Annotated in this window: 14 protein-coding genes; 6 read left to right on the top strand and 8 right to left on the bottom strand. The window is 73.7% G+C overall.

The window, feature by feature from the left end:
* Positions 1-14 precede the first annotated feature (14 nt).
* A complete protein-coding gene (locus tag AC6JBM_RS10565; protein WP_497983415.1) occupies positions 15-761 on the top strand; it encodes a class I SAM-dependent methyltransferase in 747 nt (248 codons plus the stop codon).
* On the opposite strand, the gene AC6JBM_RS10560 is transcribed toward AC6JBM_RS10565, so the two are convergent.
* Positions 745-1,419 (bottom strand): response regulator, encoded by a 675-nt coding sequence (locus AC6JBM_RS10560; protein WP_497983414.1) that lies wholly within the window; start codon positions 1,417-1,419, stop codon positions 745-747. The genes AC6JBM_RS10565 and AC6JBM_RS10560 overlap by 17 nt on opposite strands.
* Positions 1,416-2,993, bottom strand: a complete 1,578-nt coding sequence (locus AC6JBM_RS10555; protein WP_497983413.1) for a sensor histidine kinase — start codon at positions 2,991-2,993, stop codon at positions 1,416-1,418. Before AC6JBM_RS10555 ends, AC6JBM_RS10560 begins: the two co-directional genes overlap by 4 nt.
* 131 nt (positions 2,994-3,124) lie before the next feature.
* On the opposite strand from AC6JBM_RS10555, the gene AC6JBM_RS10550 reads away from it, so the two are divergent.
* From AC6JBM_RS10550 to AC6JBM_RS10530, 5 genes are all read left to right on the top strand, one after another.
* On the top strand, positions 3,125-3,922 hold the full coding sequence (locus AC6JBM_RS10550; RefSeq protein WP_497983412.1) for an ABC transporter ATP-binding protein: 798 nt from the start codon (positions 3,125-3,127) through the stop codon (positions 3,920-3,922).
* The gene (locus AC6JBM_RS10545) at positions 3,915-4,715 is read left to right on the top strand and encodes an ABC transporter permease (RefSeq protein ID WP_497983411.1); all 801 of its coding nucleotides are present in this window, start codon (positions 3,915-3,917) and stop codon (positions 4,713-4,715) included. The genes AC6JBM_RS10550 and AC6JBM_RS10545 overlap by 8 nt, the downstream gene beginning before the upstream one ends.
* A complete protein-coding gene (locus tag AC6JBM_RS10540; RefSeq protein ID WP_497983410.1) occupies positions 4,708-5,742 on the top strand; it encodes an ABC transporter substrate-binding protein in 1,035 nt (344 codons plus the stop codon). The genes AC6JBM_RS10545 and AC6JBM_RS10540 overlap by 8 nt, the downstream gene beginning before the upstream one ends.
* A gap of 54 nt (positions 5,743-5,796) precedes the next feature.
* Positions 5,797-6,273, top strand: coding sequence for a nucleoside deaminase (locus tag AC6JBM_RS10535; RefSeq protein WP_350617663.1), 477 nt, complete (start codon positions 5,797-5,799; stop codon positions 6,271-6,273).
* 299 nt (positions 6,274-6,572) lie between these two features.
* Complete coding sequence (locus AC6JBM_RS10530) at positions 6,573-7,376, top strand: ATP-binding protein (RefSeq protein WP_497983409.1); 804 nt, start codon at positions 6,573-6,575, stop codon at positions 7,374-7,376.
* A gap of 18 nt (positions 7,377-7,394) precedes the next feature.
* Here the strand turns inward: AC6JBM_RS10530 and AC6JBM_RS10525 are convergent, their stop codons facing one another.
* Genes AC6JBM_RS10525 through AC6JBM_RS10500 form a run of 6 tightly spaced genes read right to left on the bottom strand, consistent with a single transcriptional unit; the run spans position 7,395 to position 16,229 of the window.
* On the bottom strand, positions 7,395-9,611 hold the full coding sequence (locus tag AC6JBM_RS10525; RefSeq protein WP_497983408.1) for an MMPL family transporter: 2,217 nt from the start codon (positions 9,609-9,611) through the stop codon (positions 7,395-7,397).
* Between the two features lie 57 nt (positions 9,612-9,668).
* On the bottom strand, positions 9,669-11,252 hold the full coding sequence (locus tag AC6JBM_RS10520; RefSeq protein ID WP_497983407.1) for an ABC transporter ATP-binding protein: 1,584 nt from the start codon (positions 11,250-11,252) through the stop codon (positions 9,669-9,671).
* The gene (locus AC6JBM_RS10515; protein ID WP_497983406.1) at positions 11,242-12,876 is read right to left on the bottom strand and encodes an ABC transporter ATP-binding protein; all 1,635 of its coding nucleotides are present in this window, start codon (positions 12,874-12,876) and stop codon (positions 11,242-11,244) included. Before AC6JBM_RS10515 ends, AC6JBM_RS10520 begins: the two co-directional genes overlap by 11 nt.
* Positions 12,869-14,476 (bottom strand): dipeptide ABC transporter ATP-binding protein, encoded by a 1,608-nt coding sequence (locus tag AC6JBM_RS10510; protein ID WP_497983405.1) that lies wholly within the window; start codon positions 14,474-14,476, stop codon positions 12,869-12,871. The genes AC6JBM_RS10515 and AC6JBM_RS10510 overlap by 8 nt, the downstream gene beginning before the upstream one ends.
* Entirely contained in the window at positions 14,473-15,279 is an 807-nt protein-coding gene (locus AC6JBM_RS10505) for an ABC transporter permease (protein WP_497983404.1), read from the bottom strand. Before AC6JBM_RS10505 ends, AC6JBM_RS10510 begins: the two co-directional genes overlap by 4 nt.
* The gene (locus AC6JBM_RS10500) at positions 15,276-16,229 is read right to left on the bottom strand and encodes an ABC transporter permease (RefSeq protein ID WP_497983403.1); all 954 of its coding nucleotides are present in this window, start codon (positions 16,227-16,229) and stop codon (positions 15,276-15,278) included. Before AC6JBM_RS10500 ends, AC6JBM_RS10505 begins: the two co-directional genes overlap by 4 nt.
* Positions 16,230-16,233: the final 4 nt, after the last annotated feature.

The following is a 16,233-nucleotide window of genomic DNA, read 5'->3' as shown; positions in this document are numbered from 1 at the left end:
AGGAGGTGCACCACATGGATCCGCTGACGCGGGCCAACCGGGCGATCTGGGAGAAGGCCGCGCGCAAGTACGTCGACGAGCACGACGACCTGCTGCGGGAGGCCCGCGCCGGCTCGTCGCTGTTCGCGGCCGAGGCCGCGCTCCTCGCGCCGCTGCTGCGGGACTCCCCCGACGTCGTGCACCTGCAGAGCGGGCACGGCCTCGACGACATCGCCCTCGTCCAGGGCGGCGCGCGCCGCGTGATCGGCGTCGACTACAGCGAGACCACGGCCGGGGCGGCGCAGCGGCGGGCCGACGCGCTCGGGCTGCCGTGCGCGTACGTGGTCGCGGCCGTGCCGCGAGCACCGCTGCGCAGCGGCTGCGCCGACCTCGTCTACACGGGCAAGGGCGCGCTCATCTGGCAGCCCGACATCCAGGCGTGGGCCCGTGACGCGGCGCGGCTGCTGCGGCCCTCCGGGCATCTGTTCGTCTACGAGGAGCATCCGGCGCATCCGCTGTGGACCTGGGACGTCGACGAGCCCCGGATCCGGGCGAACCGCGGCTACTTCGAGCGCACCTACGCCAGCGACACCTTCCCGGGCGAGGGTGCGACGGTGTGGCTGTGGACGCTCGGCGAGATCGTCACCGCCGTCGTCGACGCGGGGCTGACCGTGCGGCACCTGTCCGAGTACGCCGAGCCGTTCTGGCGCGCGGGAGGCCTCGACGCCGCCGCGTTCCGGGGCCGGCTGCCGAACGCCTTCGCGCTCATGTGCTCGAAGTGACCGAGGCCCAGCGGTACTGGTGCTCCGGGCGGCCGGTGACGCCGTAGCGGAGCTGGACCTCGGCGATGCCGTCGCGGGCCAGGGCGGCCAGGTAGCGCTGGGCGGTCGCGCGGGAGATGCCGAGCTCGTCGGCCACCTCGGCGGCCGTGCGCGGCCGGCCCGCGCCGCGCAGGGCCTCGCTCACCAGCCGGACGGTGACCGCGGACTGGCCCTTGGGCGCGGCCGGGCGGTCGCCGTCGTGCAGCACGCGCCAGCAGCGGTCGATCTCGGCCTGGGTCAGCGTGCGCTCGGCGGCCACCAGCGCGCGGTAGTGCCGGTACGCCGTGAGCCGGTCGGCCAGCTGCTCGGCGGTGAACGGCTTCACGAGGTAGTTCAGCGCGCCCCGGGCGTAGGCGGCCCGCACCGTGGCGGCGTCCGACGCGGCGGTGAGCATGATGGCGTCGGCGGTCAGCTCGGCGAGCAGGTCGAGGCCGGACTCGTCGGGCAGGTACACGTCGAGCAGCACGAGGTCGACCGGCTTCGCGGCGAGCACGCGCCGGGCCTCGGCCGCGGTGCGCGCGGTCGCCGTGACCGCGAACCCGTCGACGCGCTGGGCGAAGTCGACGTGCACCCGGGCGACGCGGAAGTCGTCCTCGACCACGAGGACCCGGATCGTCACGCGGGCCTCGCCGCCGGCTGCAGGGCCGCGGGCAGCCGCGCCTCGAACACGGCGCCGTGGTCGTCGTGCACGGCCCCGGCCAGGCGCACGTCGCCGCCGAGGCGCCGGGCCGCCTGCCGGGCGAGGGCCAGGCCGATGCCGCGGCCGTCCTCGCCGTTGGTGGACACGCCGGAGTCGAAGATGCGCTCGGCGAGGCCGGGCGGGACGCCGTCGCCGGAGTCGACGACCGAGATGTGCAGCGTCGTGCCGTCCTCCAGCAGGGCCACGTCGACCCAGGCGGGGCGGCGGGCGCCGCGCCGGGCGGCCTCGAGGGCGTTGTCGACGAGGATGCCGAGCACGGTGGTGACCTCGACCGGCGCGGTGACCCGGGTGCCGACCCAGCTCGTGTCGGCCAGCGCCAGCCGCACGTCCTTCTCGGCGGCCTCGGCGCTCTTGGCGTCGATGAAGGCCTGCAGGTACGGGTCGTCGACGGTGTGCCCGGACGCGGGGGCGGCGGTGTCCGACACGGCGTGCAGGAACTCCAGCGCCTCCCCGCTGCGCCCGTTCTGCAGCAGCCCGGACAGGACGTGCAGCCGGTTCGCGAACTCGTGGCGCTGGGCGCGCAGCGCGGTGCTCAGCGTGCGCACGCTCTCCAGCTCCCGCGTGATGTTCTCCAGGTCGGTCCGGTCCCGCAGGGTGAGCACCCCGCCGAGGTCCCGGTCGTCGCGGCGTACCGCGCGATAGTTCGCGACGAGCACCCGGTCGTTGGCGACGGTGATGACGTTGTCGACCGGTAGGCGCCGATCGAGCGCTTCCCGCAGCGCGGGCGGCAGGTCCAGGCCGCCCTCCGAGTCGCCGAGGAGCCGCACCGCCTCGCCGTTGCAGACCGACACACGGCCGTCGGTGCCCACGGCCACGACGCCCTCGCCGATGCCGTGCAGCACCGCCTCCCGCTCCTGCACCAGCTCGGCGAGCTCGTGCGGCTCGAGGCCGAGGGTGAGCCGCTTGAGCCGCCGCGACAGCAGCGCCGAGCCGACGAACCCGAGCAGCAGCGCGCCGCCGGCGAAGAGCGCGGCGAACGCCAGCTCGCGGACGACCTTCTCGCGGACGTCCTCGATGCGGAAGCCGACGCTGACCTCGCCGACGATCGTCCCGGCGGCGTCGCGCAGGGGCGTCTTGCCGCGGGCGGACAGCCCGAGCGTGCCCTGCTCGACGTTGATGGTGTCGTGCCCGGCCAGGACCTCCGACGGGTCGGTGCTGACGGGCTCGTGGATGCGGTCGGGGTTCGGGTGGGCCAGGCGGATGCCCCGGCGGTTGGTGATGACCACGAACAGCGCACCGCTGGCGATCTTCGCGGCCTCCGCCCGCGCGGGCAGCACGCCCCCGGGGTCGTCGGCGGCGGCCGCGGCCGCGATCGCGGGGTCGGCGGCGAGGGTGTGCGCGACGGCGAGGGCGCGGGTGCCGTACTGCTGGGTCAGCTCCCCGTCGAAGAGCCAGCCGACGAGGGCGAAGCCGACACCCACCACGACGACCAGCACGCCGGCCTGCAGGGCGAAGGCCTGCCGGGCGAACGGGGCGTAACGCAGCCGAAACATGACGGGAGCGTACCGCCGGAGAGGCCCGATCGGCCCCGTGAGCAAAACGCGCAATACGCGGCTTACGCGGCCTGCCTCCACAACGCTCGCAAGGATTCGCGGCGGCCACGCCGATCCCTACCGTCCCTGCCATGAGCGTAATCGCGTTGCGCCACGCCACCAAGCGCTTCCCGGGCGCCGGTGGCACACCCCACACCGCCGTCCGGGATCTCACCTTCACGGTTGAGGCAGGCGAATTCGTCGCCGTCGTCGGCCCGACCGGCTGCGGCAAGTCCACGACGCTGTCACTCGTCTCCGGCCTGGAGCCGCCGTCCAGCGGCGAGGTCGAGGTCGACGGGGCCGCCGTGCGCGGCATCCCCGACGGTGTCGGCTACATGTTCCAGTCCGACGCCGTGCTGCCCTGGCGCTCGGTCCTCGACAACGTCGCCGCGGGCCCCCGCTACCGCGGCGCGGGCAAGGCCGAGGCCCGCGGCCGGGCCGCCGTCTGGGTCGAGCGGGTCGGGCTCGCCGCGTTCGAGCGGTACTACCCGCACCAGCTCTCGGGCGGGATGCGCAAACGGGTCGCGCTGGCCCAGACGCTCGTCAACGAGCCGCGCATCCTGCTCATGGACGAGCCGTTCAGCGCGCTCGACGTCCAGACGCGGGCCCTGATGCAGGACGAGCTGCTGCGGCTGTGGCAGGGCACCGGCGCCGCGGTCGTGTTCGTCACCCACGACCTGGAGGAGGCGATCTCGCTCGCCGACCGGGTGGTCGTCATGACGTCCAGCCCGGCGACGGTCAAGGGGATCTTCGACGTGCCGCTGCCCCGGCCGCGCCGCGTCGAGGAGATCCGCCTGACGCCCGCCTTCGTCGAGACCTACCGCGAGATCTGGGACAGCCTGCGCGAAGAGGTCGAGCGAGCCCGGGCGGAGGCGAGCGGCCGTGCGTGAGCGCCGAACGCTCGTCATGTGGGCGGTCCGGCTGGCCGTCGTCGCCGTGTGGCTCGGCAGCTGGGAGCTGGCCGCGACCCACTGGATCGACCCGTTCTTCTACTCCAAGCCGTCGGCCATCTGGGAGCGGCTCGGCGACTGGTTCACCAAGGGCACCGCGTTCGGCTCGGTATGGACGCAGATCGCGATCACGCTCGAGGAGACCGTGTTCGGGTTCGTCATCGGCGCCGTCGGCGGGGTGTTGCTGGGCATCCTGCTCGGCCGGGCCCGGTTCGTCGCCGACGTCGCGGCCCCCTTCATCAAGGCCGCCAACGCCGTACCGCGGATCGTGCTCGCCTCGCTGTTCGTCATCTGGTTCGGCCTCGGCCTGACGTCGAAGGTCGCGACCGCCGTCGTGCTCGTGTTCTTCGCGGTCTTCTTCAACGCCTTCCAGGGCGCCCGCGAGGTCGACCGCAATCTCGTCAACAACGCCCGCATCCTGGGCGCCTCCCGCGTCCAGCTGCTCACCTCGATCGTGGTGCCCAGCGCCATGTCGTGGATCTTCGCCTCGCTGCACGCCGCGTTCGGGTTCGCGCTCATCGGCGCGGTGGTGGGCGAGTACGCCGGCGCCGACAAGGGCCTCGGGCTGCTCATCGCCAACGCCCAGGGCACGTTCGACGCGGCCGGCATCTACGCCGGAATGATCATCATCACCGTCATCGCCCTGCTCGCCGAGTGGCTCCTGACCCTGCTCGAGCGCCGGTTGCTGCGGTGGCGCCCGCCAACCCACACCCAAGGAGACGCACATGCGTAAGTTGTCGGCGGCCGTCTGCTGTGCCGCCCTGCTCCTCGCCGGCTGCCGGGGCACCGCACCCGACCAGACGGGCCCGGCGCAGACGCCGACCCAGGTGAAGATCATGGTCGGCGGCATCGACAAGGTGATCTACCTGCCGGCCAAGCTGACCGAGCAACTCGGCTACTTCAAGGCCGAGGGGCTCGACGTGCAGCTGCTGACCGAGCCCTCCGGGGCCACCGCCGAGAACGTGCTCATCTCCGGCGACGTCCAGGGCGTCGTGGGCTTCTACGACCACACCATCGACCTGCAGACCAAGGGCAAGTGCATCGTCAGCGTGGTCCAGCTGGCCGACGTGCCCGGCGAGGTCGAGATCGTGGCCGCGAACAAGGCCGACCAGATCAAGAGCCCGGCCGACTTCAAGGGCCGCAAGCTCGGCATCACCAGCTCCGGCTCGTCGACCGACTTCCTGACGCAGTACCTGGCGACCAAGGGCGGGCTGAGCAACGGCGACTACACGACGGTCAAGGCCGGCGCCGGGCAGACGTTCATCGCGGCCATCGACAACGGCGGCATCGACGCGGGCATGACCACCGACCCGACCGCCGCCCAGCTGACCAGCACCGGCAAGGGCAAGATCCTGCTGGACATGCGCACCGAGGCCGGCACCCGCGCGGCCCTCGGCGGGCTGTACCCGGCCAGCTCCCTCTACATGGACTGCGCGTGGGTCCAGTCGCACCGGGAGGCGGTACAGAAGCTGGCCAACGCGTTCGTGAAGACCCTGCGCTGGATCAAGGCGCACAAGCCGGACGAGATCGCGGCGAAGATGCCGGCCGAGTACTCGGCCGGGAATCCGCAGCTGTACGTGCAGGCGGTGACCGACAGCATCGGCATGTTCAACGGCGACGGCGCGATGAAGGCGGAGGGCGCCAAGAACGTGCTCGAGGTGCTCAGCCAGTTCTCGCCGAACGTGAAGGGCAAGAAGGACACCGTCGACCTCGCCAAGACGTACACGACCGATTTCGTCGCGAAGGTCGCCGCCGGATAAGCGCGGCGGCGCGGGGTCACCGGCCTCCCGCCGGGGTGGGTAGAGTCAGTTCGCATGAGCGGGATCTCGGCGGCTGACACGGCCCACCTCGAGCGGGCGGTCGCGCTCGCGTGGGAGGCCCGCGAGCGCGGCGACCACCCGTTCGGCTCGCTGCTCGTCACGCCGGACGGCACGGTGCTCGAGGCGCGCAACAGCGTCGTCACCGGCGCCGACCCGACCGGTCACGCGGAGACCAACCTCGTCCGGCTCGCCGGGCGGCTGGAGCGGGCCGTGCTGGCCGGCAGCACGCTGTTCACGAGCACCGAGCCGTGCGCGATGTGCGCCGGCGCCATCTACTGGTCGGGCATCGGCCGGGTGGTGTTCGCGCTCTCCGAGGCCGACCTGGCCACGATGGTCGCGGAGGAGGAGGGTGTACCACCCCTGCACCTGCCCTGCCGCGAGGTCTTCGCCCGCGGTGGCCGCCCGATCGCCGTCGACGGGCCCGTCCCGCTCCACGGCGCCACCGCCGTCCACGAGGGCTTCTGGAACTGAGCGGATCAGTCACTCGTCGGCCGTCGTTCAGACGTACGATTCATGAATTGAACGAACGGACATCTGGCCTCCCGAATTTCCGGTACAAATCGAACGTCAGGCGCCCTGTCAGCGGCCGAACCAGAAGCACCTAGGGCCCCGAGCGCCACCCGAAAAGACGGTCGGTCCGCATCATTGACATCGACCACGGAACGTGTTTGCATCAGCTATTCGCACGTTCTCCCCCGAATCGGCGAATACTGCGCAGCGATTCAATCGGATTCCACGGAATCCGGCGGCCAACCGATCAGGAAGCCGAGATGCTGGAAACAGCAATCACCGTGCGCGAGAATGTCGACCTGGCAGTGATCGATATCGCCGCCAAAGGTCGTTGGACCTGGCAGCTGCGGGTCGATTTCATGGCGGCGGTCCGCAAGTCGCTCGCCCAGCAACCGCGCGCCCTCATTCTCGACCTGGCCGGGCTGGTGGACGCCGAGCGCGAGCTGGTCGCGTCGGTGCTGCTGGCCGAGCAGCAGAGCACCGTGCACCAGCCCCCGGTCCCGTTGCTGGTCGTCGCGCGGGAGGCGCAGGCGCTGCGGCTGCACTACAGCGGTGTGGCGCGGCGCATCCCGGTCCACGCCGACGGGGCCGCGGCGCTGAGTCACCTCGTGGAGAGCACCCCGCCGTTCGGCCAGGCCCGCCTGCTGCTGCAGCCGAGCCTGCGGGCGGCGGCGAAGGCGCGCGGCGTCGTCGATGACGCCTGCCGCACCTGGGGCCTGCCCCAGGTGCTGTACCCGGCGCGGCTGATCGTGTCGGAGCTGGCGGCGAACGCGATCGAGCACGCGGGCTCCCCGTTCACCGTGACGCTGACGCGCCGCGGTGCCGAGCTGCTGCACATCGCCGTGGAGGACGACCTGCCGAGGCTGCCGAAGCTGCGCCTCTGGCCGAAGCACGCCGACCCGATGCCGCCCCTGCGCGGCAACGGGCTGCGGATCGTCTCCGCCGCGGCCTCCGCCTGGGGCAGTCACCTGACCGCGCACGGCAAGGTGGTCTGGGCCACGCTGCGGGCGGGGCCGGGGCGGATCCGCACCGCGGGCGCGGCCCCGGGGGCCGCCGCCGGCTGAGGCGCCGGCGCGCGGACCTCAGCCGACGGGCACGTCCGCCCGTTCGAACGCCTCCGGCTCCGGGTCCGGCTCCGGGGCGACCGTGGAGCCCAGCACGCTCAGCAGGGCCGGGGCGAGCAGCGACCGCACCAGGAACGCGTCGATCAGCACGCCGACGGACAGGGCGAACGCCAGCTCGCGGAACGGGCGCAGCGGCACGATGAGCAGCAGCCCGAAGCTCACCGCCAGGGTGAACGCGGCGGTGCGGATGGCCTTGGCCGAGTGCGGCAGCGTCAGCGCGAGGGCCTCGCGCAGGGGCCGGGTGCGGGCCTCGCGCCAGGCCGGCCCGATGCCGAAGATGTTGTAGTCGGAGCCGAGCGCGACCAGCAGGACGGCGGCCGCGAACGGCACGTAGAAGGTGAGCCCGTCCGCGTGCAGGATGTCCTGGAACAGCCACGTGGTCAGGCCGAGCGTGGCGCCGATCGCGAGGACGCTGCACGCGAGCAGCCCGATCGGGGCGACCAGCGCGCGCAGGAAGAGCATCAGGAACAGCAGGTTGGCCAGCAGCGCGGCGATCGCGATGCGGCCCAGGTCGTCGGTGGTCTGCGCGACGATGACCCGGGCCACCGCGGTGTCACCGCCGAGGCTCGCCCGGGCGCCGTCGAGACCGGCGGCGGCGAGCAGCCCGGGCAGGTCGCGCTGGACCCGGCCGATGGTGTCCACGGCCGTGGCCCCGAGCGGCTCGTCGGCGAGGATCAGCAGATAGCGGGCCGCGGCGCCGTCGGACGAGCGGAACACGTTGTAGCCCTCGGGCAGGTTGGGCGTGGTCGGGCCGATCACCGCGGCGACGCCGGGCTCCTTGGCGAGGGCCTGCTGGAGCTGGGCGAGCTCGGCCTTGCGCCCGGCGATGGCGTCGCCTTCCAGCAGTACCTCCGTGGGCGAGAGGATCCCGTCGGCGAACCCGGTCTCGGCGGCGGTCGCGGCCGCCCGGGCCGGACGGTCCTTCGGCAGCGCCTCGACGAACGACACCCCGAGCTTGATGTGCTGCAGCGGCAGCGCGGCCACGACCAGCCCGGCGGTGCACAGCAGCAGCACCGGCAGCGCGAACCAGCGGCGGGTCAGCAGCCGCGCCCACCAGCGCCCGCCGACGGGGCGCGGCGGCGTGGCCGGGGGCCGCAGCGGCGACCAGAACGCCGCGCGGCCGAGAATCGCCAGCAGGGCCGGCACGAGCGTGACGGCCACGACGGCGCCGATGAGGATGGCCAGCGCCATCCCGGGCCCGAACGCGCGGAAGGCGGGCGAGCCGGCGACGATCAGCGCACCGGTACCGGCCGCCGCGGTCAGCCCCGCGACCGCGATGATCGGCGTGAACCGCGCGGTGGCGGCCCGGGCCGCGTCCAGCCTCGTCTCGCCGGCCCCGAGCCCGCGCCGGACCGCCGAAAGGTAGAACACCACGTAGTCGGTGACCACGCCGAGCAGCAGCGCGACGAGCAGCGGCTGTGTTTCCTGCGGCACCGGTACGCCGAGCCGCAGCGCCAGCGCCCCGCCCACGTGCAGCGTCAGCAGGGTGGCGACGCCGGCCACCCCGAGCGCGACCAGCGGGGCGACGAGCGAGCGGAACGCGATCGCGACGATCAGGAAGACCGCGGCGACCGTGATCAGCTCCAGCCGCGACACCGACGACTGCACGATGCGCGCCTGCTCGACGCGGGCCGGTACCGAACCCGTGATGCCCACGACCGAGTCGCCGGCGCCGTAGTGCGCCGCGACGAACCGCTCCGCCGCCTGCACCTGCCCCGCGAAGTTCACGTCCGGATCGGTGAACAGCAGCGTGACGATCGTGGTGCCGTCCTCGGCCGAGCCCGGGAACAGCCCGAGCGTGTTCATGACCGGAACGGCCGCCCGGATCGGGCCCACGTCCCCGTACGTCCCCTCGCTGACCGCCTTGGCCCGCTCGACCGCCTCGGCCTGCGTCGCCTGCGACAGCCCGTTCGCGTCGCGCTGGACCACGGCGACGCGACTGAGCAGCGGAAACCCGAACTTGTCGAACGAGCGCAGCTCGCTGCGCACGGCCGGGTTGTCGGCGGAGACGAGCTGTTCGAGGTCGCTGCCGCCCTGCCCGACGGCCGGCAGATAGACCACCGACGCCACCGCGGCCGCGGCCCAGCCGCCCACGATGAGCCACCGCAGGCCGACGACGAACGCGGCGTACGCCCGCGGTACGAGACTCGGCCGCCACCGGCTGCGCATATCCATGCATCGCGTGATGCCCCGCCATCGAGCCGCGAAAACGAACTTCACCGCGGCGAGCAACTAGAGCAGGCGCCCGGCGTCGAAGACGAGCACCCGGTCCGCGGTCGTGGTGGTCAGGCCGCGGTGGGCGATCGAGACCGTGGTCCGGCCGCGGGTCAGCACGGCCAGGGCGCGCTGGACCGCCGCGTCCGTGGCCGGGTCCACGCCCGAGGTCGCCTCGTCCAGCACCACCAGGTCCGGGTCGGCCAGGGCGGTGCGGGCGAGCGCGACGAGCTGCCGCTCTCCGACCGAGAGGCGCTCCCCGCGCAGGCCGACCTCGGTGGCGAGGCCGTCGGGCAGGGTCGCGTACCAGTCGCCGACGCCCAGCTCGTGCAGGACACGCACCGCCTCGGCGTCGGTCGCGGCCGGGCAGCCGAGCCTGATGTTCTCGCCCACGGTGCCGTCGAACAGGAACGGGTCCTGCGGCACGATGACGACCCGGCCGGCGAGGGACGCGTCGTCGAGGCGGTCCAGTGGCACCCCGCCGAGCCGGATCGTCCCCGCGGCCGGCTCCAGCCGGCGGGTGAGCAGCTTCGCGAACGTCGACTTGCCCGAGCCGGTGCGCCCGACCACGGCGACGTGCTCGCCGGGTTCGATGCTGACCGTCACGTCGCGCAGCACCAGCGGGCCGTCGCCGTAGCGGGCGCTGACCCGCTCGACGCACACACCGACCGCGCCCGGCGGCAGGGCGACGCCGCCACGGACCGCGGCGCTCGGCGTGCGCGCCAGCTCCAGCGCGCGCCGCCAGCCGGTGAGCGCGTTCTGGGCCTCGCCGAGGCTCTGCACCAGAAACTGCAGCGGGCGCACGAAGAAGCCGACGAGGAACACCATCGCCACCACCTCGCCCGGGGACAGCCGCGACCAGACCCCGCCGAACAGCACGGTCACCGTCATCGTCGAGATCGCGAGCTCGCCGAGGGATGCGTTGGCGTGCAGCGGGACGAGCGTGTGCACCAGGCTGTCGCGGGCGCGGTCGACGGCCTCGCCGAGGCGGGCCCGGGTGCGCGCGGCGGTGCCCGTGGCCCGGATCACCGGCGCGCCGAGGACCGCCTCCGTCACCGCGGTCTGCAGCGCCGACAGGTCGCGGCGGGCCCGGCCGTAGCGGCGCGCGATCACCCGCTGCAGGCCGAGCATCCCGCCGAGGACGAGCGCGGCGAGGACGAGCACGGGCAGGGCGAGGCGCCAGCTGTACACCACCATGATGGCGGTGGCGATGAGCAGCTGGGCGCCGTTGGTGAGGAACTGGACCCCGCCACCCTGCAGGAACGTGGTCACCTGGTCGACGTCGCTGGTGAGCCGGGTGGTCAGGTCGCCGCTGGGCAGCCGGTCGGCGGTGCTCGCGGCCATCTCGTGCACGCGGCGCAGGCCGTCGCGGCGCAGCGCGGCCAGCGCCCCCTCGACCCGCGCGTGCAGGCGCCGGTTGAGCAGGACCGACGCCGTCCCGGCCAGCACGACCGCCGCGGCGCCGACGGCGACCGCGGGACCGACGACGTGCGGCCCCAGGCCGGCGTCGATCGCGTGCTGCACGCTCAGCGGCGCGACGACCCGTCCGGCCCCGGCCAGCAGGGCGAGCCCGCCGAGGAGCGCGAAGCCCTCACCCCGCACGGGACAGCACCACCACGCGGTCGGCGATCGCCGACGCCGCCGGGCGGCTGGTCGCCATCAGCACCGTCGTGCCCCCCAGCCCGGTCAGCGCGCTGAGCACCTCGCGCTCCACTCGCTCGTCCAGCGCCGAGGTCGGATCGTCGAGCACGAGCAGCCGCGGCTCGCGCAGCACCGCGCGGGCGAGGCAGATGCGCTGCCGCTGGCCGCCGGAGAGCGTGGCGCCGCGCTCGCCGACGACGGTGTCGAGCCCGTCGGGCAGGCCGCGGACGATCTCGTCGGCGGCGACCCGGCGCAGGGCGGCCCAGAGCTGCTCGTCGGTGAACGGGCCGGCGAGCGCGAGGTTGGCCCGGACGGACTCGGCGAACAGGAAGGACGTCTGCGCGACCACGGCGACGTGCCCGGCCACGACCCCCTCGGCGAGTTCGCGGACGTCGACGCCGTCGAAGAGCACCGTGCCGGCCGTCGGGTGGGTCTGCCCGCCGGCGAGGCCGAGCAGGGTGGATTTTCCGGCGCCGACGGTACCGACGACGACGGTCACCGTCCCGGGTTCCAGCACGAGATCCACGCCGGAGAGCAGCCGGTGCCCGTCGCGGGTGACCCCGGCCCCGCGCAGCTCGACGCGCAGCGGGCCGGTGCCCGCGAGCCGCGCCTCGCCGAAGCGGTCCACGCCCGGGTCGTCCAGCACCGCGCGCACGCGGGCCAGGCCGGCGCCGGACAGGGGCAGCATCGACAGGAACCGGCTGATCACGTTGAGCGGGATGGCGATGGTGATCAGGAGGTACACGACCCCGACGAGCGCGCCGACGCTGGGCGCCCCGACCGCGAGCACGAGCAGGACGGCGGCGGTCGGCAGCAGCTCCAGCACCGGGTCGAAGACGGAGCCGACGGCGGCGATGCGCAGGTTCGCGCCCCGCAGCTCCTCGACGGCGGGCGCGAAACGGGCGTCCTCGGCCGCGACCAGCCCGAGGCTGCGCACGACCGGGCCGGCCTCGATCGACTCGTGGGCGATCGTGCCGACGACACCCCGGGCGGCCTGGGCGGCGCGGGCCCGCGGGGCGAGCCGGCGCTGGTAGAGCACGTTGAGGCCGAGCACGAGCACCACGAGGGCCAGTCCGGCCAGCCCCAGGGCGACGGACCGGGCGAACAGCTCCCCCAGCGCGAGCAGCAGCATGAAGACCATGCCGAGGGCGAAGTACGCGAACTGCATCGGCGACCAGAGGGCGTCCACATCGGAGACCGCGTGGGCCAGGAGCCGGCCCGGCGGGTGGCGGCGGTGCCAGTCGGGGCCGAGGCGCAGGTAGCGCCCGGTCACGGCGCGGCGGGTGTCGGCCTGGGCGCGGTACTGCACCCGCCCCGTGGCGACGCCGCGCACGAAGATGGTCGCCCAGCGGACCAGGGAGATGCCCAGGATCAGCAGGGCGCTGACCCACCAGGCCGACGCCGGCACCGGGCGGCCCGACAGCGCCGGCACCACGAGATGGTCGGTGGCCCAGCCGACGGCCGCCGCGCCGACGACCATGGTGGCCCCGTTGACCAGCCCGGTGACGGTGGCGACCACGGCCGGCCCGGGATGCGCGCGGGCGCCGGCGAACTGGGCCGCCAGCGCCCGCCACGGCTCAGACACGCACGCCCGCCGCGCGGCCGGGCACCGCGTCGAGCAGCTCGCGGGTGTGCGGGCTCTGCGGATGCGCGAAGACCTCCGCGGCCGGCCCCTCCTCGACGACCCGCCCGCCGCGCATCACCGACACCGTGTGCGCGATGTTGGCGACGACGGCGAGGTCGTGGGAGACGAACAGGTACGACAGCCCGAGCGCCTGCTGCAGCTCGACCAGCAGCCGCAGGATCTGGTCCTGCACCAGCACGTCGAGCGCGGAGACGGGCTCGTCGAGCATGAGCAGGTCCGGCCGCAGGGCCAGCGCGCGTGCGATCGCGACCCGTTGGCGCTGGCCGCCGGAGAGCTCGCTCGGCAGCCGGTCCAGATACGCGGCCGGGAGCCCGACCTGGTCGAGCAGTTCGCGGGCCCGGGCGGTGCGCTCGCGCCGGTCGCCGACCTTGAACGCGACCAGCGGCTCGGTGACCGACTGCCGGACGGTGAACCTCGGGTCGAGGGCGGCGAACGGGTCCTGGTGCACGAGCTGGGCCTTGCGCCGCAGCGGCCGCAGCTGGTTCCAGCCGCGCCCGGCGATCTCGGTCCCGTCGAGCACGATCGAGCCGCTCGTCGGCGCCTCGAGCCCGAGCGCGATGCGCAGGGTCGTGGTCTTGCCGCACCCGGACTCGCCGACCAGGGCGTGGGTCCGGCCACGGGGCACGGTGACGCTCACGTCCTCGAGGGCGTTGAAGCCGCGCCGGCCGCGGCGCAGATCGTTCACGGCGAACGTCTTGTGCACCCCGGTGAGGGTCAGGATCGGCTCGGGCGCCGGCTCGCCGCGCACGTCGAAGCGGGCCTCCACCCGGCCCCCGTGGGCCAGGCGCGGGGCGGCGGCGATGAGCTGGCGGGTGTACTGCACCCGCGGGTCGGTCAGGATCGTGCCCGGCTCGCCCTCGTCGACCTTGCGGCCGTCCCGCATGACCACCACCCGGTCGGCCCGGTCGGCGGCCACGGCCAGGTCGTGGGTGATGACGAGCAGCGAGATGCCCTGCTCGCGGACCAGGCCGCCGAGGTGGTCGAGGATGCGGCGCTGGACGGTGACGTCGAGGGCGCTGGTGGGCTCGTCGGCGATGATGAGTTTCGGCCGCCCGGCCAGCGCGATGGCGATGAGCACCCGCTGGCGCAGGCCGCCGGAGAGCTCGTGCGGGTACTGCCGCGCCCGCAGTTGCGGGTCCGGGACGCCGGCCTTGTCGAGGAAGTGGTGCACCTGCTCCGCCCCGCACGCCTCGGCCACCTGCGCGCCGATCCGCTTGGTCGGGTTGAGGCCGACCATCGGGTCCTGCGGGATGAGCCCGACCACCGAGCCGCGCAGCCGCCGCAGCGTGCGCTCCCGCGCCCCGGCGATCTGTACGCCGCCGACCAGCGCGGAACCGCCGGTGATCCGCCCGTTGGCGGGGAGCAGTCCGATGAGTGCGTTGGCGGTCGTGGTCTTGCCCGAGCCGGACTCGCCGACGATCGCCACGATCTCGCCGGCGCCGACGGTGAGGTCGAGCCCGCTGACCGCCGGCGTGATCCGCCGGTGCCGGGTGTAGCCGATGTCGAGGCCCCGCACCTCGACGAGCGCGTCCGTGGTCACCGCGTCAACTCCTGCATGGTCTTGGAGATGTGGTTCAGGCTGAGCACGAGCAGCGCGACGAACAGGCCGGGCAGCAGGCTCAGCCACCACGCCGTCACGAGGTAGTTGCGGCCGTCGGCGATGAGCGTGCCCCACTCGGCGGCCGGTGGGGCCGCGCCGAAGCCGAGGAAGCTCAGCGACGCGATGGCGATGATGGCCACGCCGCCGTCGAGGACCGCGAGGACCGCGACCGGGCCCCACGAGTTGGGCAGGATGTGCCGCAGCAGCACCCGGGACCAGGAGGCGCCCGCGGCCCGGGCCGCCTCCACGTAGGGCAGCGTCTTGACCCGCAGCACCTCGGCCCGGGTGGTGCGGGCGAAGCCGGGCACGATGCCGACGCCGACGGCCACGGCGACCGGCATGGTGCCGTAGCCCAGGGCGGTGACGATGGACAGGGCGAGCAGAAGGCCCGGGATGGCCAGCAGCACGTCGATGATCCGCATGAGCAGCGCGTCGGTGGCGCCGCCGAAGAAGCCGGCGACGATGCCGAGGGTGAGCCCGGCGACGAGGGCGATGCCCAGGGCGACCAGCGTGGCCTCGATGGTCAGCGGCGAGCCGTAGAGCATGCGGGTCCACAGGTCGCGGCCGTAGCTGTCGGTGCCGAACAGGTGGCTCCCGCTCGGTGGGAGGATCGCCGACTCGGGGTGCGTGTCGTAGGGGTCCGCGCCGGTGAACCAGCGCGGCCGGAACGCCGAGACGACCACGAACAGCACGTAGAGGGCCGCGATCAGGAACAGCGGTTTGCGCAGCAGTTGCGTGGTCACAGCGCGGCCCCCTTGGTGTAGGAGATGCGCGGGTCCAGCAGCGGGTAGACCAGGTCCACGACGAGGTTGACGAGCACGAAGATGGTCGCGGCGATGGTGACCACGGCCAGGACGACCGGGACGTCCTGGGAGAGGACGGCCTGCTGAGCCAGGTTGCCCAGGCCCTCCCGGGTGAACACCGTCTCTACCACGATCGAGCTCGTCACGGTGAGGCCGACGATCACGCCGAGGATCGTCATCGCCGGGAGTGCGGCGTTGCGGAAGGCGTGGCGCAGGTGCACCGCCGAGCGGGACAGGCCCTTGGCCCGGGCGGTGGCGATGTAGGGCTGGCGCAGGGTCTCGTCGAAGGTCTTGATGAGCACCTGCGCCAGCACCGAGGAGGTCAGGACCGAGATGGTGGCGACCGGCATCACGAGCGACGCCGCGCCCTGGGTGCCGGTCGCCGGCAGCCAGCCCAGCTGGAAGGAGAAGAACTGGATGAGGAACAGGGCGACGAAGAACTGCGGGAACGAGGCGCCGAGCGCGGGCAGCCGGGTGAGGGCGATCCGCAGCGGGTTCCAGCGGGCGAACGTCGCCAGGTAGGCCAGCGCGGAGCCGGCCGCCAGGGACACCGCGGCCGCGCTCACGCTCAGCAGCAGGGTCTGGCCGACGCGCTGGCCGATGAGCTCGGTGACCGGCACGCCCTGGCTGAGCGAGAGGCCGAAGTCGCCGTGCAGGGCGCCGGCCAGGTGGTGCCAGTACTGCGCCCAGATCGACTCGTCCAGCCCGAACCGGTGCCGCATCGCGGCCAGCTGCTCCGGGTCCAGGCTGTCCTGCTGGATGCCGGCCGCGGCCAGCTGCAGCTGCATCGGGTCGCTGGGCAGCAGGTACAGGATCGCGAAGGTCAGCGTGAACGCGGCCCACAGCACGGCGACCGCCTGGCCGATTCGCCCCAGGACGTACCGGGTCACCGGG

This window comes from Dactylosporangium thailandense (assembly GCF_059739745.1).
The sequence above is the reverse complement of the archived record's forward strand: the minus strand, read 5'-3'. Positions and strand labels throughout refer to the sequence as shown.